The organism is Rhabdothermincola sp., assembly GCF_036846205.1.
Classification (GTDB): Bacteria; Actinomycetota; Acidimicrobiia; order Acidimicrobiales; family Acidimicrobilacustridaceae; genus Rhabdothermincola.
Map to the genome: position 1 here is coordinate 1 of NZ_DAIUCK010000034.1, position 22890 is coordinate 22890.

At 72.5% G+C, this 22890-nt stretch carries 21 protein-coding genes; 11 read left to right on the forward strand and 10 right to left on the reverse strand.

Annotated features, from left to right (window positions below; genetic code table 11):
* From V7004_RS06860 to V7004_RS06880, 5 genes are all read right to left on the reverse strand, one after another.
* On the reverse strand, positions 1-500 hold a 500-nt coding region (locus V7004_RS06860; RefSeq protein ID WP_334142956.1), incomplete at its 3' end, for a PglD-related sugar-binding protein.
* Positions 501-522: 22 nt separating this feature from the next.
* Entirely contained in the window at positions 523-1146 is a 624-nt protein-coding gene (locus V7004_RS06865; protein ID WP_334142958.1) for a sugar transferase, read from the reverse strand.
* Complete coding sequence (locus V7004_RS06870; RefSeq protein WP_334142959.1) at positions 1139-2083, reverse strand: NAD-dependent epimerase/dehydratase family protein; 945 nt, start codon at positions 2081-2083, stop codon at positions 1139-1141. The genes V7004_RS06865 and V7004_RS06870 overlap by 8 nt, the downstream gene beginning before the upstream one ends.
* Entirely contained in the window at positions 2080-2760 is a 681-nt protein-coding gene (locus tag V7004_RS06875; RefSeq protein WP_334142960.1) for a hypothetical protein, read from the reverse strand. Before V7004_RS06875 ends, V7004_RS06870 begins: the two co-directional genes overlap by 4 nt.
* 2 nt (positions 2761-2762) lie before the next feature.
* On the reverse strand, positions 2763-4037 hold the full coding sequence (locus V7004_RS06880; RefSeq protein ID WP_334142962.1) for a class I SAM-dependent methyltransferase: 1275 nt from the start codon (positions 4035-4037) through the stop codon (positions 2763-2765).
* Positions 4038-4146: 109 nt separating this feature from the next.
* Here V7004_RS06880 and V7004_RS06885 point away from each other — a divergent pair, with 109 nt between their 5' ends.
* Positions 4147-5292 (forward strand): DegT/DnrJ/EryC1/StrS family aminotransferase, encoded by a 1146-nt coding sequence (locus tag V7004_RS06885; protein ID WP_334142964.1) that lies wholly within the window; start codon positions 4147-4149, stop codon positions 5290-5292.
* Positions 5289-6410 carry a glycosyltransferase gene (locus V7004_RS06890; protein ID WP_334142965.1) on the forward strand — a complete coding sequence of 374 codons (1122 nt, stop codon included), beginning with the start codon at positions 5289-5291 and terminating at the stop codon, positions 6408-6410. The genes V7004_RS06885 and V7004_RS06890 overlap by 4 nt, the downstream gene beginning before the upstream one ends.
* On the opposite strand, the gene V7004_RS06895 is transcribed toward V7004_RS06890, so the two are convergent.
* Together V7004_RS06895 and V7004_RS06900 are read right to left on the reverse strand one after the other, a co-directional pair.
* On the reverse strand, positions 6377-7555 hold the full coding sequence (locus tag V7004_RS06895; protein WP_334142966.1) for a glycosyltransferase family 4 protein: 1179 nt from the start codon (positions 7553-7555) through the stop codon (positions 6377-6379). The two genes, V7004_RS06890 and V7004_RS06895, sit on opposite strands and share 34 nt — an antisense overlap.
* A complete protein-coding gene (locus V7004_RS06900; protein ID WP_334142989.1) occupies positions 7552-8364 on the reverse strand; it encodes a polysaccharide deacetylase family protein in 813 nt (270 codons plus the stop codon). Before V7004_RS06900 ends, V7004_RS06895 begins: the two co-directional genes overlap by 4 nt.
* 43 nt (positions 8365-8407) lie before the next feature.
* Here V7004_RS06900 and V7004_RS06905 point away from each other — a divergent pair, with 43 nt between their 5' ends.
* The 8 genes from V7004_RS06905 to V7004_RS06940 are packed head-to-tail and all read left to right on the forward strand — an operon-like array spanning position 8408 to position 17462.
* Entirely contained in the window at positions 8408-9529 is a 1122-nt protein-coding gene (locus V7004_RS06905) for a glycosyltransferase family 4 protein (RefSeq protein WP_334142967.1), read from the forward strand.
* A gap of 38 nt (positions 9530-9567) precedes the next feature.
* Positions 9568-11325, forward strand: coding sequence for an ABC transporter ATP-binding protein (locus tag V7004_RS06910; protein WP_334142969.1), 1758 nt, complete (start codon positions 9568-9570; stop codon positions 11323-11325).
* Positions 11326-11337: 12 nt separating this feature from the next.
* On the forward strand, positions 11338-12027 hold the full coding sequence (locus V7004_RS06915; RefSeq protein ID WP_334142970.1) for a sulfotransferase family 2 domain-containing protein: 690 nt from the start codon (positions 11338-11340) through the stop codon (positions 12025-12027).
* Positions 12024-13262, forward strand: a complete 1239-nt coding sequence (locus V7004_RS06920) for a glycosyltransferase (RefSeq protein WP_334142971.1) — start codon at positions 12024-12026, stop codon at positions 13260-13262. The genes V7004_RS06915 and V7004_RS06920 overlap by 4 nt, the downstream gene beginning before the upstream one ends.
* Positions 13259-13927: a sulfotransferase family 2 domain-containing protein gene (locus tag V7004_RS06925; protein WP_334142972.1), complete on the forward strand. Its 669-nt coding sequence runs from the start codon at positions 13259-13261 to the stop codon at positions 13925-13927. Before V7004_RS06920 ends, V7004_RS06925 begins: the two co-directional genes overlap by 4 nt.
* Positions 13928-13963: 36 nt before the next feature.
* On the forward strand, positions 13964-15595 hold the full coding sequence (locus V7004_RS06930; protein WP_334142973.1) for an aldolase catalytic domain-containing protein: 1632 nt from the start codon (positions 13964-13966) through the stop codon (positions 15593-15595).
* A gap of 3 nt (positions 15596-15598) precedes the next feature.
* Positions 15599-16336, forward strand: a complete 738-nt coding sequence (locus tag V7004_RS06935) for a 3-deoxy-manno-octulosonate cytidylyltransferase (protein WP_334142974.1) — start codon at positions 15599-15601, stop codon at positions 16334-16336.
* Between the two features lie 7 nt (positions 16337-16343).
* Positions 16344-17462 (forward strand): hypothetical protein, encoded by a 1119-nt coding sequence (locus tag V7004_RS06940; protein ID WP_334142976.1) that lies wholly within the window; start codon positions 16344-16346, stop codon positions 17460-17462.
* 9 nt (positions 17463-17471) lie between these two features.
* Here the strand turns inward: V7004_RS06940 and V7004_RS06945 are convergent, their stop codons facing one another.
* Positions 17472-18386 carry a sulfotransferase gene (locus V7004_RS06945; protein WP_334142977.1) on the reverse strand — a complete coding sequence of 305 codons (915 nt, stop codon included), beginning with the start codon at positions 18384-18386 and terminating at the stop codon, positions 17472-17474.
* Between the two features lie 2 nt (positions 18387-18388).
* On the opposite strand from V7004_RS06945, the gene V7004_RS06950 reads away from it, so the two are divergent.
* Positions 18389-19537, forward strand: a complete 1149-nt coding sequence (locus V7004_RS06950; RefSeq protein ID WP_334142979.1) for a glycosyltransferase family 4 protein — start codon at positions 18389-18391, stop codon at positions 19535-19537.
* A 1-nt stretch (position 19538) separates the two neighbouring features.
* Here the strand turns inward: V7004_RS06950 and V7004_RS06955 are convergent, their stop codons facing one another.
* A complete protein-coding gene (locus V7004_RS06955) occupies positions 19539-20414 on the reverse strand; it encodes a sulfotransferase family protein (protein ID WP_334142980.1) in 876 nt (291 codons plus the stop codon).
* Positions 20411-22657 (reverse strand): DUF4012 domain-containing protein, encoded by a 2247-nt coding sequence (locus tag V7004_RS06960; protein WP_334142982.1) that lies wholly within the window; start codon positions 22655-22657, stop codon positions 20411-20413. Before V7004_RS06960 ends, V7004_RS06955 begins: the two co-directional genes overlap by 4 nt.
* Positions 22658-22890: the final 233 nt, after the last annotated feature.

Genomic DNA, 22890 nt, shown 5'->3' on the forward strand with positions numbered 1-22890 from the left:
CCCAGGAAGACCCCGTCCCCCAACCGGACGTTGCCGTTGACGAGCACGCCTGGGCTCAGCGTGACGTAGTCGCCCACCACACAGTCGTGCGACACCACCGCGTTGACGTTCAGGTGGGTGTGGCGCCCCAGGGTCACGTTGGTCGTCACCCGCGCCCCCGCGGCGAGGATCACCCCCGGCGCCAGCCGCAGGTCGGACCCGAGCGACGCCAGCGGGTGCACCAGCACCACCGCCTCCCGCCCACTCGCGCTGGCGGCTTCGTCGAGCCGGCGCCGGGCGGCAGGTGCGCCGATGCCGATCACGAACGCCGCGTCGTTGGCCTCCAGCCAGCCCGGCGGGCCCAGCACCCGCGCGCCGCGGCGCCCCACCAGCTCCCCGTCGGCCTCGTCCGCCAGGAACCCGAGGAACTCGTAGCTCGGTTCGACCGCGTTGACGGCCTCCACCACGTCGAGGGTCTCGCGACCGTGGCCGCCGGCTCCGAGGATGACCAGGGGCTGCATCGACCGCATCCCGAGCGGACCGTCACCCCGCGGCCGGCCGCTCGGGTGACGGCGCCGCCAGGGGGTCGTCGGTGGGATGCCCTTCGGCTCCTTCCCCGGAGAGCATCACCCACAGGGTCCGCCCGATGATCCGCAGGTCGAGCAGCAGCGACTGGGTGCGCACGTACTCCAGGTCGAGTTCGATGCGCTCCTCCCAGGGCAGCGCGTTGCGGCCGTTCACCTGCGCCAGGCCCGTGAGGCCGGGGCGCACGTCGAGGCGGTGCCGCTGCCGATCCGTGTAGCGCTCGACCTGGTAGGCGAGCGTGGGGCGCGGTCCGACGATGCTCATCTCCCCCCGCCACACGTTGAGGAGCTGGGGAAGCTCGTCGAGCGAGAACCGCCGCAGCCACTTGCCGGCGGTGGTGATGCGGCTGGCGTCGGGGAAGATCGGGTTGTCACCAGCGACCATCGTGCGGAACTTGAACACGGTGAACGGCCGCCCGCCCATGCCCACCCGCTCCTGGAGGAACAGCACCGGGCCGCGGGAGGTGACCTTGACCGCCAGCGCGCAGAGCAGCCCCACCACCAGGGCCGGGAGCCCGATCACGCACACGATGAGCAGGTCGAGTGCCCGCTTGCCGCGGTAGGGCCCGAACTCCTCAGGCACGCGCCGCCCTCCTCGAACGGAACCACTCGACGGTCGCCCGCAGCCCCGCCTCGAACGCCACCGGCTCCACGTCGGGGAACAGCTCACGCAGCCTGGTCGAGTCGGCCTGGGAGTGGCGGACATCGCCGGGTCGCGGTGACTGGTGCTCGACCTCGAGGGGAGCATCGAGGATGTCCCGCAGGAGCGCCACCACCGACAGCAGGTCGATGCGCGAGCCGAACGCGAGGTTCACCGGGCCCTCGCAGGTGACCCGGCGCACCACGGCCTCGGTGAGCACCTCGGTGACCGTGCCCACGAAGGTGAAGTCCCGGGACTGGCAGCCGTCACCGTGGATCGGCAGCGGCCGGTCACCGAGCGCGGCGTCCACGAAGGTCGGGATCACCGCCGCGTAGTCGTGCCCGGCCGGCTGCAGGGGGCCGAACACGTTGAAGAATCGGAAGGCGAGCACCGGCAGACCAAAGGAACGCTGGTAGGCCAGCGCGTAGGACTCGGTGGCCAGCTTGCTGGCCGCGTAGGGGCTCACCGGCATCGGCGCGAGGTGCTCCCGTTTGGGCAGCTCGGGGTTCGCGCCGTAGACGGACGACGACGACGCCACCACGACGTGCGCGCCACCGGCCCGGCGGGCGGCTTCGAGCACCTCGACCGTCCCGGTGGCGTTGACCAGGTGGGTGCGGACCGGATCGGCCAACGAGCGGGGCACGGAGCCACGAGCGGCGAGGTGCACGACGGTCGACGCGCCCACGCACACCCGGTCGAGCATCGCCGCGTCGAGGATCGAGCCTTCGACGAGATCCACGTCGAGGCCCTCGAGGTTCTCGAGCGAGCCGGTGGAGAGGTCGTCGATGACGGCGACCTCGGTGACGTCGGGATGGTCCAGCAGGCGGCGGCAGAGGTTGCCACCGATGAACCCCGCCCCGCCGGTGACCGTGACCTTCACAGCTCGTACCCGTACCGCTCGGCGGTGCGGGCCAGGCGGTCCCGCAGGGGGCCGGCCGGCAGGTCGTCGAAGGCGAGCGCCGCCCGGGTCTTCGTGTTGGTGGTGGTCGGCACCGCGGCGAGGGCCTGGTCGATCCGAGCCTGCTCGACGGTCAGCCCCAGCGTGCGCAGGATCTCCCCGATCCGTTCCGGGACCTGCTCGACCTGGTACCGCAGCAGGGCGTACGGCTCGCAGCGCTCGTTCCAGTCGACGTACCAGCGCATCGAGTCCGCCACCTCGTCCCCGGTGATCTCGAAGTGCTTGGCCACGAACGAGATGGACCGCTTCGGGTCGAGCTGCTGGGAGAACCGGTGCACACCCACGAACGAGTTGATGGTGGCCATCGGCTCGCGGGTCTGGTGCAGCACCACCCCCCGGTAGTGGGCGAGGTAGGGCACCGCCAACCACGACGCGTCCCCCTGGAGGGTCCGGCTGGCCGTCACCCCCCGCTTGGAGAACACCGCTTCGTGGCCGCAGCGCACCCCCATCTCGCGCAGCAGCTTGGCGATGTACGCCGTGCCGCAGCGGCCGGTGCCCACGATCACGAACTCGGGGAGCATCGACCGAGGGAGGCGCAGCACCAGCTCGCGGGGGAGGGTGCGGGAGACCTTCTTCGCCGTGTCGGCCAGCAGCGCCATGGTCAGGCCTTCCCCCGCAGCAGGTAGACGGGCCGCCCGTGCCCCGCCGTGCCGAGCAACGTGTGCTCGGTGAGGCCGGTCTCACGCTGGACGAGCTCGCGGAACTCGTCGGGGTCGGGGTTGCGGTACGCCGGCTGCATCTGCCGCTCCGTCGGCAGGTGGGGCTCGAACACCAGGTAGCGGGTGCGCAGGCGCCGGAGCAGGCCGAGCAGCTCCTGGTAGCTGCTCTCCGCCTTCAGGAAGTGGTGGAACACGTTCAACGCCAGCACCACCTCGAACTCGCCGAGATCCTTCACGTCGGTGATGGAGCCGCCCCAGATCTCGAACCGTCGCTCGAGAGCGTCGCGCAGCGCGGCGAGGAAGTAGAGCTGCTTCTCGGACCGCTCGGACGCGATGGGCGAGAACCCGGCGGCCTCGAAGCGGTGGCAGAAGTACCCCCAGTTCGCCCCGATGTCGAGCAGCCGCCCCTCCCGCACCGGCAGGGCGTCGAGGATGAGATCGAACCGCTGGCCGTCGTGGCTGTAGGGCACGTCCGCCAGGTCGGGGTGCAGGAGCGGCTGGTACGCCCGGCCACCCTCGGCCTCGTTGACGTAGGCCCGGATCTCCCCGCTCAGCCGGTACCAGTCCTGATGCCGGGCGGCGACCCGGACCGGGAGCCGCTCGACGCCGAGGGCTCGGGCGATGGCGAAGCGGTGGATGCCCTCGACGAACACGAGCCGCCCCGAGCGGTCGAAGGCGATCAGCACCTCCTCCCAGGGCTTGCCGTCCTCGAGCTCGTCCTGTGAGCGGAAGCCCTCCACCCGGATACGATCGGCGAGCTCGTCCCAGCGGGCACCGAGGCGGGCGATGTCCTCGGGCGTGCGGTAGCGATGCTGGGGCCCGTCGCGCTCGATACGGGCCCGCATCTCGGCCGCGAAGCGGGTGTCGTCCCACGCCTTGCCCTCGGCGTAGCGCTCCCGGGCTGCGCCGACGAAGGGGTGGGCATCGATGGGTTCGACGTCGAGGTCCCAGTCGCCGCCCCGGACCTGGCCGATCGCGTTCCGGGCCGACCCGGGGATGAGCTCGCGGACCGTGTCGGGCCGCAGGCGCCGGTGCACCTGGGCGGGATCGACCCACAGCAGGCGGGTGGGATCGACACCGGCCTGGCTGCGCGCCACCTGCCGGCGCAGGTGACGCCGCCAGACCACCGCGCCGGCGCGGCTGACCACCGGCTCGACCACCGGGACCTTCCGGATGGCCCGGCGGACTCGCCGGGCGCGCTTTTCGAACTTCGACACCAAGGTGCAGGACTCCCGATGGCGGGCTCGACCGGGCGGCGGCCGGGTCGGTCTCATCGGACCGGGCCCGAGGGCCCGCCGGCTGAGCTGCACTACCCTACTGCGCCCGATGGCCCGCATCTTCCTGTCCCCGCCCGACGTGGGCCCCGACGAGCGCGAGCTGCTGCTCGACGCGGTGGACTCCAACTGGGTGAGCCCCCTGGGTCCCCACGTCGATGCGTTCGAGCGGGAGCTGGCCGCCTACGTCGGGGTCGGGCACGCAGCCGCGCTGTCCAGCGGCACCGCCGCTCTGCACCTGGCGCTGCTGCTGCACGGTGTCGGGCCCGGCGACGAGGTGCTGGTGCCGACGCTGACCTTCATCGCCACCGCCAGCGCCGTCATCTACACCGGCGCGACACCCGTCTTCGTCGATGCCGAGCCGTCCACCTGGTGCGTCGACCCGGCGCTGGTCGACACGGCGCTGCGCCGACGAGTGAAGGCCGGCCGGTTGCCCAAGGCGGTCATCGCCGTCGACCTGTACGGCCAGTGCGCCGACTACGACGGGCTGGAAGCCGTCTGCGCCGAGCTCGGGGTCGCGCTCATCGAGGACGCGGCCGAGGCCCTCGGCGCCCGCTACCACGGACGGGCCGCCGGATCGTTCGGGCGCCTCGGCGTGTTCTCGTTCAATGGCAACAAGATCATCACCACCTCGGGCGGGGGGATGCTGGTCTCCGACGACCGAGCCCTGGTGGAGCGAGCCCGGTTCCTGGCCAGCCAGGCTCGGGACCCGGCTCCCCATTACGAGCACTCGACGGTCGGGTTCAACTACCGGATGTCCAACCTGCTGGCCGCGGTCGGGCGGGGCCAGCTCCGCCATCTCGACGAGAAGGTCGCCCGCCGCCGGGCGATCAACCGGCGCTACCGGGCCGCGCTCGCCGACCTGCCCGGCGTCGGCTTCCTGCCGGATGCTGCGGGTGGCGAGCCCACCAACTGGCTCACGGTCATCACGCTCGACCCCGCCTCCGCGGCCGCGACCCCCGAAGAGCTACGCCTCGCTCTCGAGGCCGCGGACATCGAGGCCCGCCCGGCCTGGAAGCCGATGCACCTGCAGCCGGTCTTCGCCGGTGCCGAGCGCCTCGGCGGCCAGGTGGCGGAGCGGATCTTCGCCACCGGGCTGTGCCTGCCGAGCGGATCGAGCCTGACCCCCGACGACCAGGAACGGGTGATCGCCACCATCCGGTCGGTGCTCGCCGGCTCCCACCAGGTCCCGGCGTGACCACCCGGGTCCTCTGGCTCGTGAAGGGCCTGGGCCCCGGCGGCGCGGAGCAGCTGCTCGTGAACCAGGCGCAAGCCACCGATCGCGGCGCGCTGGAGGTCGAGGCCGCGTACCTGGTCCCTTGGAAGAACCACCTGGTCCCGCGACTCGAGGAGCAGGGGGTGGCGGTGACCTGCCTCGACAGCAGTCGGGACTGGGACCTGCGCTGGGCCTGGCGCCTCCGCCGGCGACTGCGGGAACACCCTGTCGACGTGATCCACAACCACTCCCCGCTGGTGGCCTCGGTCACCAGGCTCCTGGTGCGCACCCTGCCCCGGCGGGAGCGGCCGGCGCTGGTGTACACCGAGCACAACCGCTGGCCCCGCCACAACCGGCTCACCCGGCTGGTCAACCGGCTCACCTACCGACTCGACGACGCCCAGCTGTGCGTCTCCGAGGACGTCCGCGAGACCATCCCGCCCGAGCTGCAACCACGGGTCCGGGTGCTGGTGCACGGCGTGGACGTGGACGCCATCCGCGCCCAGCGGGCCAGCCGGGACGACGTCCGCCGGGAGCTGGGGATCTCCCCGACCGAGATCGTCGTGGGCATCGTGGCCAATTTCCGCCGCGAGAAGGCCTACGAGGTCTGGCTCGACGCCGCCGCCGAGGCCCTGCGCTCCCCCGTCCCGCTGCGGTTCGTCTCCGTCGGGCAGGGGCCGCTCGAGGAGGAGATGCGCACCCGGCTGGCGTCGATGGCCCTGGGCGAGCGGGTGACGATCCTCGGCTACCGCGACGACGCCGTACGGGTGATGAGCGGGTTCGACATCTTCACCCTCACCTCCCGCCACGAAGGCCTCCCCGTGGCGTTGATGGACGCGCTGGCGCTCGGGCTTCCCGTCGTGGCCACCGCGGTGGGCGGGATCCCTCAGGCGATCACCGATGGTGTCGAGGGCCGCCTGGTGTCTCCCGACGACCCCCAGGCGCTGGCCGCGGCCTACGTCGAGGTGGCGAGCGACCCCCAGCGGCTGGCCGGCATGGCGGCAGCCGCGGCCGAGCGAGGCCGCTCGTTCGGCATGGAGCGGCCAGCCCGCGAGCTCGGCGCGCTCTACGAGTCCCTCGCCGCCAGCAGGCGCCGGTAGACGTCCAGGGTGGTCGACACCACCCGTTGCTGGTCGAAGTCACGCAACGCCTTGCACCGGGCCTCGCGGCCCATCGCCTGGCGGCGGGACGCATCGGCCACCATCCCCGCCAACGCCTCGGCCAGCGCGGCCACGGCACCCACCCGCACGAGCAACCCGTTGACACCGTGGTCGACCACCTGCCGGCACCCCCGGATGTCGGTAGCGACGATGGGCAGGCCCATGGCGGCGGCCTCCATCGCCGATCGGGGGAAGCCCTCGCGGCGCGAGGCCAGCACGTAGAGGTCCATCGCGGCGTACAGCTGCTCGACGTCGTCGCGGTGGCCGAGGAACCGCACCCCGTGCTCGCGCTCGGCCCACGCCAGCAGATCCGGGGGCAGGGCATCGCCCTTGTCGGGGTCCGACGGTCCCACGATCACCATCCGGGCCTCGGGCCGCCAGCGGCGCACCAACGAGAACGCGTCCAGGAGGTCGACGTAGCCCTTCTCCGCCACCAGGCGACCGACCGCGCCGATCAGCACCTCATCGGGTCCCACCCCCAGCTCGGCCCGCACCCGCTCGCGGGTGGCCGCGCCGATCGTGGCCGGGTCGAACCGTTCGAGGTCGATCCCGTTGCCGAGCAGGTGCAGGCGCTCCGCCGGCACCCGGAGGCGGCGCAGCACCGGGAGATCCTCCTCGTTCTGCAGCAGCTCCGCGTGCGAGCACGCCGCCGCCAGCCGCTCGAGGGCGTAGACGAGGGCCCGCTTGGGGACGGGGTCCTCGGGCAGCGCGTACAGACCGTGGACCGTGTTGACCACCACCGGGACCCCGGCCAACCGGGCGGCGATCCGGCCGTACACCCCCGGCTTCGGGTTGTGGGTGTGGACGATGTCGGGCTTCAGATCCCGGAACACCGCGAGGAGCTCGGCCAACGCCAGGGCATCCCGATGGGGGGCCATCTCCCGGGTGGCGTGCCGCAAGGCCACGTGGCCGATGCCCATCTGTTCCAGCCGAGCGACGTGCGGCCCCGGCGCGGAAGCCCCGAACACCTCGAAGCCGGCCTCCGCGAAGGCACGGAGCTGCGGGCCGAGCAGCCAGTCGAGGCTCATGTCGGTGGTGGTGACGTGGATGAGCCGTGGCCGGTCGCGCCCCGCAGGCCGGGTCACCTCGTGGCCCCCGCGTAGCGCCGCCGGTTCAGCGCCCGGCGGGCCGTGTCCTCGAAGCCCATCCCGCCCCGCGCCTTACGGGCGAACCAGCGCATGCCGTCGGACACCTGCACGGGCGAGCGGGCCAGGCGATGGGGATCGGTGCGCCCCGGCACGTTGGCCTTGGTGCCGGCCAGGGCCGCGGAGCGGAACCGGGCCCGCACCTGCGCGTCCGCGTCGGGAGACGGCTCGAGCGCCTTCGGGTAGGCGAAGTGCGCCACCTGCACCCCGGTGTGCTCGCCGATCAGCTCGACCGAACGGTCCAGCTCGCTGGCCACCTCACCGGCGGGGAGGCGATCGAGCAGCACGTGCGAGTGGGTGTGGGAGCCGAGCGTGACCAGGCCGGTGGACACCATCTCGCGCACCCCGGCCCAGGACAGCGCGCCCCCGTCACCCCAGATCGAGCGGGGCCCGTCCACGAACCCCGTGGCCAGGTACACGGTCGCCGGCAGGCGGTACCGCACGAGGATGGGCAGCGCGTGCTCCACCAGGTCGGCCGTGCCGTCGTCGAAGGTCAGCACCACCGCGTCGGGCGGTAGGGCGCGGCGACCTGCGAGCACCTCGAGCGCGGTGTCGAGGTCGAGCACGTTGGCGTGCTCGGTGAGGAAAGCCGCCTGCTCCTCGAACAGGCCCACGGGCAGATCCACCGAGCTCGCCCGGCCACCACCGACGCAGTGGTAGATGAGCACCACTACCCCCGGCGCGCGAGGTCGGAGGACGTCCACCGTGGCGGCGGTGCCCTTCAGGACCTGGCGAGCGAGCGATGACATGGCCACCGTGGCGCAGGAGTGTACGGCCTACACTCACCGTCCCATGGCTGCCCGCTCCCTGCGGATCCTCCAGGTGGTGACCGACACCGACCGCCGGGGGGCACAGGTCTTCGCCACCGACCTCGAGCGCGCCCTGCGCCTTCGAAGCCATGACGTGCGGACCGTCGCCCTGGCCCCGGGACACAACGCGCAGCGCCTCCCGGTCGGGGTGCTCGGCGACGAGCGACTCGGTCGCCGGACACTCGCCGCGCTGCGCCGGCAGATGCGCTCGGCCGACGTGGTCGTGGCCCACGGCTCGTCCACCCTGCCGGCCTGCGCGATCGCGGGGGTCGGCCTTCGCACCCCGTTCGTGTACCGCCAGATCAGCGACTCGCGGTTCTGGGCGCCGACCCGGCTGCGACGCCTCCGGGTTCGCGCGCTCATGGGCCGGGCGGCGCGGGTGGTGGCGCTCGCCGACCACACCCGCCGGGAGCTCATCGAGTGGATCGGGCTCCCCGCGGACCGGATCACCGTCGTCCCCAACGGGGTGCCCGAGGATGCCTTCCCGCTGCGCGACGAAGCGGCCGCGCCAGCGGCCAGGGCCGCGCTCGGGGTCCCGGAGGGCCCCACCGCGCTGTTCATCGCCGCCCTGGTACCCGAGAAGGGTGCCGACCTGGCGATCGACGCCCTGGCCACCGTCCCGGACGCCCATCTGATCGTGGCCGGCGATGGCCCCGACCGGGCGGCGCTGGAGCAGCGGGCCGCGGCGGTGGCTCCCGGCCGGGTCACGTTCACCGGGTCGTTGCCCCGCGCCCTCGACGCCTACGCAGCCGCCGATCTGGTGGTCTTCCCCAGCCGGGGCGGTGACAGCATGCCCGCCGCCCTGATCGAGGCCGGGCTCTGCGGCCTGCCCGCGGTCACCACCCCCGTCGGCGCCATCACCGACATCGTCATCGACGGCGAGACGGGCGTCGTGGTGCCCATCGGTGACCGCGAGGCGTTGGCGGCGACGATGCGCGACCTGCTGGCGGACCCCAGCCGCCGCCGAGCCCTGGGCCGGGCGGCGAGACACCACTGCCTCGAGCGGTTCGCCATCACCGTGGTGGCGCAACGATGGGAGCGGGTGCTCCTCGAAGTCGCCGGAGCCGGCCCCGCACCCTCCCGGCCCCGGGCGCGCGTCGCGTAGGCTTGGGCGTTCCCCACGGTCCGCATCGAGCCGCCCACATGAGCACCAAACCCGTCGCCGCCTGGAGGCGGCCACTCGAGCATCTCCCCGGGTCCCGGTGGAAGATCGTGGCCCTGGCCGCGATCTCGGGCCTCTCCGGCCTCGCGGATGCCGGAGCGCTGGTGATCGTGGTGAAGGCCGGGTTGGCCGCCACCTCGGGCGACACGTGGACCACCGTCGACACCGGCCCGATCAAGGGGTTGCGGATGACCGTTCCGACGCTGCTGGCGGTCGCAGCCGGGCTGGTGGTGGGTTCGTTCCTGCTCTCGGGCGTTGCCAACTGGGCAAGTGCCCGCCTGACCGCGGCCACGCTGTACGCCAGCCGCCGGCGAGCGGTCGACGCCTACCTGAACACCGAATGGGCGGTGGCCTCGCAGGAGCGCGAGGGTCACCTCCAGGAGCTGCTGAGCACCAACGTCAACAAGGCCGCCAACGGCATCAACCTGCTCACCACCGGGGTGGTGAGCCTGTTCAACTTCCTGGCGCTGTTCGTCACGGCGTTCGTCGTGAGCCCGCTCGTGTCGCTGGTGCTGGTGGGGACGATGGCCGGCATGATCATGCTGCTCCGCCCGCTCCAGCGCCTCCAGCGCAAGTACGGCAAGCAGCGCGCCCGGGCCGGCATCCACTTCGCCAGCGGGGTCTCCGAGGTGGTGTCGCTGGCCCAAGAGGTCACCTTGTTCGACGTCACCGACCAGGTGGAAGCCCGCCTCGCCCGCCGGGCCCGGGCCGAGACCCGGCCCGCGACGCTCATGTCCTTCTACGGCAGCTTCGTCGCCGAGATCTACCAGGCCGCGGCGCTGCTCATGGTGCTCGCCGGGTTGGCGTTCATCTCCACGGCGGCCAGTGGGCAGATCGCGACCCTGAGCGTGGTGGTGCTGGTGCTGCTGCGCTCGGTGACCTACGGCAAGAACCTCCAGCGCATCAACGTGGCCCTCGAGCAGACCGCCCCCTACCTCGACCAGCTCGAGGAAGTCCTGGAACGCTACGAAGCCGCTCGGGTCCGGCGCGCCGGGCGCCCCATCGAGCACATCGGCTCGCTGGCGTTCGACCACGTGTCCTTCACGTACGACGGGTCGCACCCGGTGCTCAGCGACGTCAGCTTCGAGGTGGGCCACGGCGAGGCGGTCGGCATCGTGGGTCCCTCGGGCGCGGGCAAGTCCACCCTCATGCAACTGCTGTTGCGGCTCCGCACCCCCACCTCGGGCCGGTACCTGGTCAACGGCGAGGACGCGAGCTCCTTCGACCTCGACGACTGGCGCAGCCGCATCGCGGTGGTGACCCAGGAGGCTCGCCTCTACGACGGAACGGTGGCGGACAACATCCGCTTCTTCCGCGACCAGTTCACCGAGGACGACCTCCGGCGGGCGGCGAAGATGGCCAACATCGAAGCCGACATCGAGCACTGGCCCGACGGCTTCGACACCCAGGTCGGGGGGCGAGGCTCGCAGGTGTCGGGCGGTCAGCGGCAGCGCATCTGCATCGCTCGGGCCATGATCGGCGAACCCGACCTGCTCTTCCTCGACGAGCCCACCAGCGCGCTCGACATGCGCTCGGAGGCGTTGCTGCACGAGACGCTGCTCAACCTCAAGGGCCGGGTGACCATGTTCATCATCGCCCACCGGCTGTCCACCCTGCAGGTCTGCGACCGCATCATCGTGCTGAACAAGGGACGGCTCGAAGCGTTCGACTCGCCGCGGGAACTGGAGCGCACGAACGCCTTCTACGAGGAGGCGACCCGGCTCTCCCGGTTGCCCTGATCGCGCCGCTCCATGATCGTCTCGCACCAGCACCGCTTCGTGTTCGTGAAGACCCGCAAGACCGCGGGCTCGAGCATCGAGGCGGCTTTGAGCCGGATCGCCGGCCCCGACGCCGTGGTCACCCCCCTCCTCGAGGAGCTGCCCGACCACCGGCCGCGCAACTGGCGGGCCAGCTTCAACCCCGTTCCCGAGCTGCTGGCCAACCCGCGAGCCGCACGCTGGACCCTGAAGCAGTGGCGGCGGCGCATGGCCTTCTACAGCCACCTCCCGGCCGAGCCGGCCCGCTCCCGCCTCGGTCGAGACCGCTGGGACGAGTACTTCACGTTCTGCTTCGAGCGCGACCCGTGGGACAAGGTCACCTCGATGTACTTCTGGAACACCCGCCAGGATCCCTCCCCCCCGCCGTTCGAGGTGTGGGTGGAACGCCGGCGGCGGGAGCTGAGCGACTGGCACCTCTACACCAGCCGAGGGCGGATCATCGTCGACTTCGTGGGGCGGTACGAGCGGCTGGAGGCCGACCTGCGCTCCGCCCTCGACCAGGCCGGGGTGGCGGATCCGATCGAGCTGCCCCGGCTCAAGTCCGGCACCCGGCGCGGACCGGTGGCCTTCACGCCTCGCGCCCGGGAGATCGTCCTCGACGTCTTCGCTCGGGAGTTCGAGGCGTTCGGCTACCCGACCGAACCTGCGAGTGCTCAGCCGTGAGCGACCCGTCCCGATCCCTGGTGGCGGTCATGCCCCGCCCCCGGACCGCCTGGCCCAGCGCGGCCGGGCTCTGGGTCACCGCCGCGGGGTGGGCGGCGGCAGGCGAACGCTGCTTCGGTCGCGGCTGGGTGGTCACCCCTGACGCCACCGCCTCACCGGAGGAAGCGGTGGGCTTCGCCACCGCCCACTACGCCTCGGCCACCCGATCATCACCGCGCCGCAGACTCACGCCGCCGGTGGTCCGGACCGCGGTGAAGGACGCCCTCCAGTACCGCTCGATCCACCGCTTCGCGGTCGGGGCGGGCCCGTGGGACTCGACACCGCCAGCGCTCGTGTGGCAGCACCACGAGATCTGCCACCGCGCGGGGATCGACCTCGCGCAGCGTGCCGGTTGCCCGGCGGTGGTCTTCGTCCACGCCCCCCAGGTGTGGGAAGCACGCCAGTGGGGGGTCCGGCGTCCGGGGTGGGGCTCCCTGCTGGAGCGGTTCGGCGAATCGCCGGCTCTGCGCCGAGCCGACGCGGTGGCGTGCGTGTCGGAGGAGGTCGCCTCGCTGGTGGTGGACCTCGGCGCCGATCCCGGACGGGTGGTCGTCACCCCGATGGCCGTGGACCCCGAACGCTTCCACCCAGGGGTGTCGGGAAAGCTCGTCCGTGACCGCTACACCCTGGGGGAGGCGCCGGTCATCGGGTGGTGCGGGAACTTCCGGCGCTTCCACGGGCTCGAGCAGGCCGTGGAAGGCTTCGCCCTCGTCCACCGCCGGCAGCCCGACGCTCGCCTGCTGCTGGTCGGTGACGGCCCGGAGCGGCGCCGGATCGAGGAGCTGGTGCAACGGCTCGGGCTGGGAGACGCCACCCGCTTCACCGGTGGTGTGCCCCACGTGGACATGGCCGCTCACCTCGCGGCCATGGACGTCGCGTGGGTGCTGGCCCAGCCCGGCGAAGCCTTCCACTACTCCCCTCACAAGATGCGCGAGTACCTGGCCTGCGCGGTGCCGGTGGTGGCTCCCTCGATCGGTGACGTGGCCCGGGTGATGCACGACGACCTCGACGCCGTGCTGTACCCGCCCGGTGACGTGGGCGCGCTCGCCGAGGCCACGCTGGAGCTGCTGGCCGACCCGGACCGCCGGCGGCGCATCGGTTCGGCGGGCCGCGAGCTGATGCTGCAGGAGGGCACCTGGGACGCACAGCTCGCCAAGGTGACGACCTTGCTCGGACTCTCCCGGCCGGTGACATGACCACCGCCTCCGCCACCGCCCGCAAGCTGGCCCGCCGGATCGACCCCCGGCCCCGCTACAACTACACGGTCTCCCGGGCCCACGGCTTCGTGTACTACCGGGTGGCGAAGGTGGCGACCCGCTCCATCTCGGCCTGGCTCCGGGAGCTCGATCCCGAGCCCGTCTACCTCACCGGGCGCCCTGCGCCCTTCGACCCGCTCCACCGCCTGTTCCGCTTCGGATTCGTCCGCAACCCCTGGGACCGGCTGGTGTCGTGTTGGCTCGACAAGGTGATCGGTCCCACCGACTACTGGCGAGACACCCCACTGAAGGGCCTCCCCTTCGACGCCTTCGTCCACCAGATCGCCACCTGGGACCTCGACACCTGCGACCGCCACGTCCGCCGGCAGGCCGCGCTGCTCCCCCCGAAGGGGCTCGACTTCATCGGGCGCTTCGAGCACCTCGACGCCGACGTGGCCCGGGTCGCCGACCGCCTCGGCCTGCCCGCCAGCGGGCTCCCCCGGCGCAACACCAGCTCAGACCGCCAGAGCTACCACGCCTACTACACCCCCGAGCTGGCCGACCTGGTGGGTCGGCTGTACGCGGTCGACGCCTCGCGCTTCGGCTACACCTTCGACGGGATCGCCACCGAAGGCGGCGAGACGGACAGCACGCGCGGCGCTTGACCTATCCTTCACCCACTCCCACCAGAGAGGAATGCGGTGGCGTTCGACCCAACCCGGCTCCAGGTACTCGACTGCACGCTGCGAGACGGCGGCTACTACAACGCATGGGACTTCCGCCCCTCGCTGGTGGAGCGGTACCTCGCCGCGGTGGATGCCGCCGGGGTGGACGTGGTGGAGATCGGGTTCCGCAGCTACCCGCAGCCGAAGTTCCTCGGCCCCTTCGCCTACTCGACCGACGAGCTGCTCAGCGGGCTCAAGCTGCCGAAGGCGACGATCGGGGTCATGGCCAACGCCTCCGACCTCCTGTCCCACGACGGTCCCGCACCGGAGGCGGTCGACACGCTGTTCCATCCGGCCGACCGCTCACCGGTGTCGCTGGTGCGGCTCGCCGCGCACCTCCACGAGGTCAGCGAGTGCCAGCCGATCGTGGAGCGGCTCCGCGAGCTCGGCTACCGGGTGGGGCTGAACCTCATGCAGGTCAGCCGCTCCAGCGGGGAGCAGCTGACCGAGCTGGCGGCCACCTGCGACGCGTGGGGCTCGGTGGAGGTTCTGTATTTCGCCGACTCGCTCGGCAACATGACCGCCGCCGACATCGCCGCCTGCATCACCGCGCTCTCGGCAGGCTGGTCCGGACCGCTCGGCATCCACGCCCACGACAACCGGGCACGGGCGTTGACCAACACCCTCGCCGCCGCCGAGCTGGGCGCCACCTGGCTGGACGCCACGGTGCTGGGCATGGGTCGGGGCGCGGGGAACGTGCGCACCGACTTCCTGCTGTTCGAGCTGGCCCAGATGGGATGCGATCGCTACCGACCCGAAGCGCTGCTCCCCGTGGTGCTCGAGGACTTCGGCCGCCTCCAGGAGCAGTACGGCTGGGGCACCAACCTGCTGTACCTGATGTCGGCCGCGTACGACATCCATCCCACCTACGTGCAACAGATGATCGGGGACGGGCGCTACGAGACCGCGGACATCGTCGCCGCCCTGAAGAACCTCCGCACCCTCGAGGGTCACTCGTTCAGCACCGAGCGTCTCGGCCAGGCGGTCGCGGCCAGCGGTGATGAGGGAACCGGTACCTGGTCGGCCGACGGGTGGCTCGCCGGCCGTGACGTGCTGGTGATCGGGGCGGGGCCGAGCGCCGAGCTCCACCGTGAGGAGCTGAACCGGTTCATCGCCCGCGAGCGCCCGGCGGTGCTGTGCCTCAACACGACGTCCACGGTGGTCAGCGACGAGATGGTCTCGGCCTTCGTGGCATGCAACCCGTCGCGCATCATGCTCGAGTCCAGCCGGCTCGCGGGGCTCCACCGGCCGCTGCTGGCCCCACGGCCGACGATCGACGCGCTCGTGGGCGCTGAACGGCTCGACCGCGTGGAGGTCCTCGACTACGGCCTGCGGGTGGAGGCAGGGCGGTTCGACATCGGCTCCTCGGGCTGCGTGCTGCCTGCCCGCCTCGCCGTCGCCTACGCGATCGCGGCCGCAACCGCTGGTGGGGCACGGCGCATCCTGCTCGCCGGGTTCGACGGCTACCGGGCGGGCGATCCGAGGCAGGAAGAGATGGTCGAGGTGCTCCGCGCCTACGAGGAGTCCGGACGGGTGGTGCCGCTCATCGCCATCACACCGAGCACCTATCCCGTCCAGCAGAGCTCCGTCTACGCCCCCACCATCTGACCCGTGGGACGAACGGTCATCGTCATCCCGGCCCGGTACGAGTCCTCACGCTTCCCGGGCAAGCCGCTCGCCCTGCTGGACGGCACGAGCCTCATCCAGCGCACCTGGCAGCAGTGCGTCGCCGCTCTGGGACCGGACGACGTCTACGTGGCCACCGACGACGACCGCATCGAGTCGCACTGCCGGGGCTTCGGCGCGCAGGTGGTGCTCACGCCGACCACCTGCCCCACCGGCACCGACCGGGTCTACGCCGCCTCGGAGCAGATCGACGCCGAGGCCTTCGTGAACGTCCAGGGCGACGAGCCGCTCGTCGACCCGGCCGACATCCATACGGTCATCGCCGCGTCACAGGCTCATCCCGGCGAGGTCGTCAACGCGATGTGCCCCATCGAGGACGAGGCGACCTTCCGCGACCCCAACGTGCCCAAGGTGGTGAGCGCTCCGGACGGGCGGCTGCTGTACATGTCCCGGGCCGCCGTTCCCACCGGCAAGGACCTCGGGTTCCGCGGTGCGTGGCGGCAGGTGTGCGTGTACGCGTTCCCGACCTCGGCGCTCGAGCGCTACGCGAACCACGGCGGCAAGACACCCGTCGAGCAGATCGAGGACATCGAGATCCTGCGCTTCCTCGAGCTCGGCATCCCGGTGCGGATGGTGGCGGTCTCCTCCGCCTCGCTCGCCGTGGACGTGCCCGGGGACATCGCGCGGGTCGAAGCCGAGCTGCGGCGGCGAGCCCGCCGATGAGCCGGCCATGACCAGCCCGGCCGTCGTCGTCTACCACGTCCAGACGCCGTACCACACGTTGCAGGCCCTCGGCCTCGCCGCCACGGACGGCGCCACCTCGCAGCTCGTGGCCGTTCCCAGCCACCCCTCCCAGGCAATCCTGCTCGACGCGCTCGGCGACCTGCCGGGCTCGCCGTTCAGCGCGATACGCCGGCTCGACGCGGTCCGAGGGGGGCTGGAACGGCTCCCCCCGACCCTGGCTCGGCGCATCTCCGCGGCGGGCAACGCCCGCCGGCTCCACCGCTCGGTGGCGAGCCTCGGCGAGGCAGTCGAGGTGCGGACCGCCAACGTGCAGACCGTCGAGGGCCATGCGCTGGCGGCTGCGGCGGTGGCGAGCGCGGGGCGGGTGGGCGTCATCGAGGACGGGTTGCTCACCTACGAGAAGCGCTACCTGGCTCCGGCGCCGCGGGACGGAGCCCGAGCGGCCCTGGCGCGCTGGTGGCGCCAGCTCGTGTTCGGCCGATGGGCCGGGACACCCGCGGGGGTCATCCCCTACCAGGAGCTCGACGCGCTGTGGGTGTCGTTCCCCGATGCGATCGACCCCGGCGCCTGGCCCGGGGTGCCCGTACGCCCGATCCCTGACCCCGCGGGCGCGCGCCCGTTGCTGGAGGCGTTGGCCTCCGCGGTGATCGGCCCCGACCAGCGAGACGCGTACCGCCGGCTCGACACCGTCCTGGTGCTACCGCACTCGGCGATGCTGGGCGGGACCGCCGCGATCGACGCCCTGGGGCGCCTGGTGCGCGGCCTCGTGGAGAGCGGCCTGGTTGTCGGCGTCAAGCGCCATCCCCGGGACGACCCAGCCACCCTCGACCGGGTGATGCCGGCGGCCGTGACCGAGATCGAACCGTGGTTGCCGGTCGAGCTGCTGTTCCTCCTGCCGAGCTCGTCGCTGCGCTGGATCGTCACCGACCGCACCACCGTGGTCCTCTCGGGGCCGCGCTACTGCCCCGCCGCCACGACGATCACCTTCTCGAACGACGTGCCCCCCGAGGCCCGCGACGCCTACGAGCGGCTCATGCGGGCCACCGGCGGCGTGCTGGTCGACTCCCCCGACGGGGTGCTGTCCGCCATCACCAGCCGGAGCTGACCCGGCGCGTCACGCCGGCTGCCGGGGCCATGGCGACTCGGACCAGCCCAGCATGGCCATGAGCGCCTCGGTGTCCCGCTCGAGCAGCTCGCGCACGGCCGGAGGGATGGGCTGCTCGGCGGCCGCCAGCCTTGCCCTGGCCTCCGGGCCCTGCCGGACGAGCACCCGCTGGCCCAACCGTCGCAGGGGTGCCGGTACCCGGTCCGCGTGGCGCAGCAGGCCACGCCGGCGGATGGACCGTGCCAACGGGGTGAACTGGCGTTCCTGGTCGGTCACGTTGTGCGCGCCCGCCGGCCGCGGGATCGCCTCGAGCCCCAGGTGCTCGAGCACGGCCTCCCAGGCCCGGCCCTCGCCGGAGACCAGCTCCTCGAACACCACCACGAGCAGCTGCGAGCCGAACCGGTCGTGATAGGGCCGCAGGACCTGCGCGTACCGGGAACGGCCGACGTAGGGGTTGCCCGGCTCGCTCACCACCTCCGCCAGGGGCTGCTGCTCCCGGCCGCGCTGCGCCCAGTACCGGTAGTGCGACCGCAGCCGCTCGACGGGATCGCGCAGCACGCACACCAGCCGGGCCTCCGGCGCGGCCACCGCGATGCGATCGCATGCCCGCTGGGCGTACTCGGGGTAGGTGTAGCGCACGGACGCCTCCCCGGTCACCACCGAACCACCCGCGCGGTTCCACAGACCCTGATAGGCCGCCCAGGCACCGGCGAGGGGACGATCGGCGACGAAGTTCGCGTCGTCGACGAAGAAGTTCGGCTCCTTGAGCGGCGTCTCCGCCACCGCGGGGTGGGCCTCGAGCCACCGGAACAGCGAGGTGGTGCCCGCCTTCATGACCCCGATGACGAGGAAGTGCGGTGGCGGTGCCGGGTCGAGGTCCATGAGAATGTGCGGGTCGTCCGAGCCGTCCCCGAGAGCAGCCAACCGTGAGCGAGCCCGAAGCGGGTGCGATCCTATCCTCAGCCTCCGGCCCCACCGGCGTGCTCTACGTGACCGCGACGGGTGGGTACGGCGGACCCGTCGCCAGCCTGGTCACGGTCCTCAGCCGACTCGGCGGGGTGCACCGGGTGGTGTGCGCGCCCCGGGCCCCGAGAGCCGAGTACTGGGACCGGCTCGCCTCGGTGAGCGATGAGCTGGTCCCGATCACCCGACCCCGAGGGACGGGCATCGCCACCGCGCAACGCCAGGTCCTGGCGACCGCCCGCCGCCACCGGAGCTCCATCGAGGTCATCCATGCCAACTCGCTGACCGAGCTGGTGGTGTCGTTGCCGGCGGCCGTCGCCCTCGATCTGCCGATCGTGGTGTGGGTGCACAACTGGGAGGTCCCCGCGGTCACCCGCCTGGCCCGGCCCCTCGTCCGCTCGCGACGGGACCGGATCCGCTTCGCGGGGGTCTCCACCTTCACCCGGGACCTGGTCGTCGAGGCGGGCCTCACCACCGCGGAGCGCTTCGAGATCATCCCGAACCCGATCGATCCCGCCGTGGTCGGCGATCGGGTCCCGGGCGAGCACGACCGGGTGCGCATCGGCTTCCTGGGTCGTAGCGAGCGGCGCAAGGGGTTCGACCTGCTCCCGGCCTGCATCGAGCTGCTGCGCGACGCCCCGGTGCGCTGGGAGGTGTTCTCGACCCCCTTCGTCGACGAGCGCGCGGCCTGGCGCCGGGTGCTGGCCACCCCGTCGGAGCTGGTATCGGTGAGTCCACTCGTCGCCGACGTCTCCCAGGCGTACGCCCGTTGCGACCTCGTGTTCGTGCCGTCCCGGATGGAGTCGTTCTGCCGGGTGGCGGCCGAGGCGCTCCTCAACGGCCTCCCGGTGGTCGCGAGCGATCTTCCCCCGCTGCGGGAGGTGCTGGCCGAGGGCACCGCCGGCGTGCTCTTCCCGGCCGGCGACGCCGACGCCGCGGCCGGCGCGCTGCGCGCCCTGGTCGCCGACCCCCGGCGGCGGGACGCCCTCGGGCGGGCCGGGCGCGAGCGGGCCGAGGCCTTCCTGCCGGGCGCGGTCAGCGCGTCGCTGGCGCGGCTCTATCTCGATGCGACCGACCGAGCCACCTCGCCGGTCACCCAGCCGGGGCGGTGAATCACTCGCCCGTCCACGAGCGGGGCACGCCTCCGAGGTGGGCCGCCAGCGCCGCCATGTCAGGCTCGATCCGTGCCCGAGCCCACGCGAGCACCTCGGGATCCCAGGTCGGTGGGGGGATGGGTCGAGCCGTCCGATCGCGAACCCAGGCCTTCACCGCTCGTGCGGCCCGAGAGCGGCGCGACACGCGATTCAACCGCTCCAGCGCTGCGCTGTGCCGCAGCAGTCGCAATGCTCCGGCCTCACGCCGCTTGTCCGCGGAACGGTTGCGCACCACCCCACCCACCGGGGCCGGCATCGGGTCGACGCCGAGGTGCGCGCAGCACGCCGCCACCACCCCGTCGGGATCGCTCCGCAGATCGTCGAAGAAGACGACCAGGATCTGCTCGTCCGGGAACACGGCCCGGTACTCACCGAGCTGCTTCCAGTACAGGCTGGCGTCCACCAGTTCGGGCACCTCGCGCACCGCGACGTTGAAGTCGTCGGGGATGTCGGTGCGCCGCTCGCTGCGGTACTGCACCCACGCGGACTCGATGCGGCGCAGCGGCTCACGGACGCTGTAGATGATCCGGGCCTGAGGGTTGGCCTTCGCGATCCGCTCGGCCACCCCGGGGTACACGGCGGACTGCGAATAGATGGTGCTCCCCTCGAGGCGCACAACGGGTGGCGACCAACCGGGGAAGCACCGCTCGTAGGCTCGCTCGAGCACGTCGAGCGGCTTGTCCCTGCGCAGCACCCCGGGCTCTTTCGGCGAGCTCACCTGGATCGAGGGATGGCGGCCGAGCAGCTCGCACAACGTGGTGGTGCCGGCTCGGTGCGCGCCCACCAGGAAGGCCTCGGGCACCGGGGGAAGCCCCGACGACACGCCGTCGGTCATGGCAGGCGGGACAGGTCGGCTTCGAGCACCGTGGTCTGGCGGGGCTCGATCCGGATGGCCGCGGATCGCCCCCCACTCGTGATGCCGAACCCTCGGGTCGACTCGACCAGCCACCCCTTCGTCGGCTGCACGGTGGCGATGACGTCGTCGGGGTTCACGAGTGGCTGCGGGCCGACCACCAGCCGGTACTCGGCTCCCGTGTCGAGCGACCCTTCCAGGTCGAGCTCGATCTGCACCGAGCCGCCGGGCGGGATCTCGAGGAACCTCGAGTAGACGGCCCAGCCGAGCTCGCGTTGAAACTCCAGGCCGATCCGTTCCCCGTCCAGGCGGGCTTCCCTGAGGTGATGCGGGGTGTAGAAGGAGAAGTAGAGCACGTTGGTGCCGAGCGGGTACCCCTGGTCGTTGTTGCCGATGATCGCATCCGGGAGCCCGGACGAGGGTGCGCCGTTGCGCAGGGTGACCGTGGCGGTGGCGTTGAGGGCACCGGTGTGGGGGTCGTAGGTCGCCCGGTAGTCGACGGTGCGCTCGAGGAACGAGTCGATCTTGTTGTTGCCCTTGTTCTGGGTCACGACCATCAACCCGTCGCCGCCCTCCGGCCGCGGCGCCCGGCCGGCGACCCCCAGGTGCTCGAAGAACCGTTCCTCGGCGGGATCGAAGGCGAAGACCATGAGCCGGCGCTCGGCCACCGCGGGACCGAGGGCGGCACCCAGCTTCCGTGGGCCGGGCAGCGTACCGTTCACGAGCTGGTCGAAGGTCTCCCTGCCGACCTGCTCCAGGAAGTCACGCCGCTCGCCGGAAGCACCGAACTGGATGTACTGGTCACGGACCAGGAACTGCGCGACGTTGTCGGCGGTCAGGCGCTGGGGGGCCCCCTCGACCCGGATGGGCCCGGTGAGCTTCAACAATGCCGCCAGGCCGTAGGGATCGGCGACGATCACGCCGTCGACCGGGCGCCCACCGGCCTGGGGATACAGCTCGGCCACGACCGAGGCGACGGTCGGCATGTCCGGTGCGAAGGACGTGTCCTGGAGGTATTCCCAGGGCCGGAAGCGGCCGTAGCGGGCCAGGTACTCCGGCGGGCCGGTCAACCGGCGCTGCTCCCGGCCGGGCGCGGTGAGCAGCTCGTTGATCGGTCCCGACTCGGTCAGGTCGAGGTCGCCGTCGGTCGCCCGCAGCTCGGCCCAGCTCCCGATGAAGCCCCCGAGCCCGCGGGCCTCGGCCGGCTGGGTGAACAGTACGAGGTAGTGGCGGGTGCCCTCCCCGCCCAGCAGGCCCGGGGCCACCGCGGCGGCCTCGGCCGCCAGCTCCACGTCACCGAGCGTGCCGTCCACGTCCGCGGCCAGTCCGTCCACCCGATCGCGGATGGGGCCGACCAGCCAGGGCGAGGCAGCCCGATCGAGCCGGTCGGAGGCGACCTTCATCACCGAGGCCGCGTGCTCCAGTGGCTCCCGGGTCGCGGCCAACCGGGCGAGATCGATGCGGCCCGAGGTGTAACGGATCTTCTCCACGTCGGCCGACACCGCGACGTCGCCCGCCGCGCCGGCCACCTCCGCGGCCTGGCCGGTGGCCACCTCGAGCGCCTCCGCGTGCTGCGCGAGCACCGGCACGACCCGCGCCGGTCGAGCCCACCAGGCTCCGAGCGTGCGATGCGACGAGGCCAGCGAGCGGGTGGCCGACTCGAAGAGCGCAGCCGCCGCCTCCTGATCGCCGTCGCTGGCCGCGTCCAGACCCTGCCTGGCCTGCTGCACGCCGTGATGGACCCCCGACCACGCCAGGGCCACCGAAGCACCGAACACCGCCAGCCCCACCCCGCAGACGGCCGCGCCGGCGAGGGCGCACCGATGGACCAGGTGCCGGCGGCTGCGAGGGAGCAGCAGGTAGCCCGACACCAGCACCGGTGCGACGGCGACCGCGGCGTACAGCGAGGACGAGCCGTGGAAGCCGAGGTCAGGCAGCCGGAGCAGCACCTGCACGGCCAGCGCCCCGACCACCGCGCCGATCGCCCGCCGGCGCGACATCAGCGCACCGGCCACCGACGCGGCCAGGGCGATCGCCGCCACGGCCGTGGTCGCCGCGGTGCCGGCCGCGATCGCGGCCAGGCCGGCCAGCACGAACCAGGTCCAGCGGCGGGCCCGAGCCGCGGCCAGGGTGACCACGGCGGCGAAGCCCGCGGTGAGGAGCACGTCGACCGGGCGGACGCCCGTCGGGGCAGCCTCGCTGAAGCCACCGCCGATCGCTGCCACAGCCGCGCAACCAATGATGGCCCGCCGTTCCAGCGGCGTCGTCGGCTTCGACCGTGCTCGGGCTGAGCGGCCGGGTAGGGCGCCCCGGGAACGTCTGGTTGTGGTGACCGTCGATGCCAAAGCGGTGTCCCCGGCTCCACGCCGCGATCCGGCGCCCGTACCGAACGGCCCCACCCCGAGGGCCAGCTCTGTTCGTGAGCGTAGCCCCGCGCCACGCGGCCGGGGCAGCAGCC

Bases quoted from the DNA above. Each gene is read 5' to 3' on its own strand.
- V7004_RS06875 (WP_334142960.1), bottom strand. From the start codon at position 2,760: ATGGCGCTGCTGGCCGACACGGCGAAGAAGGTCTCCCGCACCCTCCCC.
- V7004_RS06885 (WP_334142964.1), top strand. From the start codon at position 4,147: ATGGCCCGCATCTTCCTGTCCCCGCCCGACGTGGGCCCCGACGAGCGC.
- V7004_RS06900 (WP_334142989.1), bottom strand. From the start codon at position 8,364: ATGTCATCGCTCGCTCGCCAGGTCCTGAAGGGCACCGCCGCCACGGTG.
- V7004_RS06905 (WP_334142967.1), top strand. From the start codon at position 8,408: ATGGCTGCCCGCTCCCTGCGGATCCTCCAGGTGGTGACCGACACCGAC.
- V7004_RS06910 (WP_334142969.1), top strand. From the start codon at position 9,568: ATGAGCACCAAACCCGTCGCCGCCTGGAGGCGGCCACTCGAGCATCTC.
- V7004_RS06915 (WP_334142970.1), top strand. From the start codon at position 11,338: ATGATCGTCTCGCACCAGCACCGCTTCGTGTTCGTGAAGACCCGCAAG.
- V7004_RS06925 (WP_334142972.1), top strand. From the start codon at position 13,259: ATGACCACCGCCTCCGCCACCGCCCGCAAGCTGGCCCGCCGGATCGAC.
- V7004_RS06940 (WP_334142976.1), top strand. From the start codon at position 16,344: ATGACCAGCCCGGCCGTCGTCGTCTACCACGTCCAGACGCCGTACCAC.
- V7004_RS06955 (WP_334142980.1), bottom strand. From the start codon at position 20,414: ATGACCGACGGCGTGTCGTCGGGGCTTCCCCCGGTGCCCGAGGCCTTC.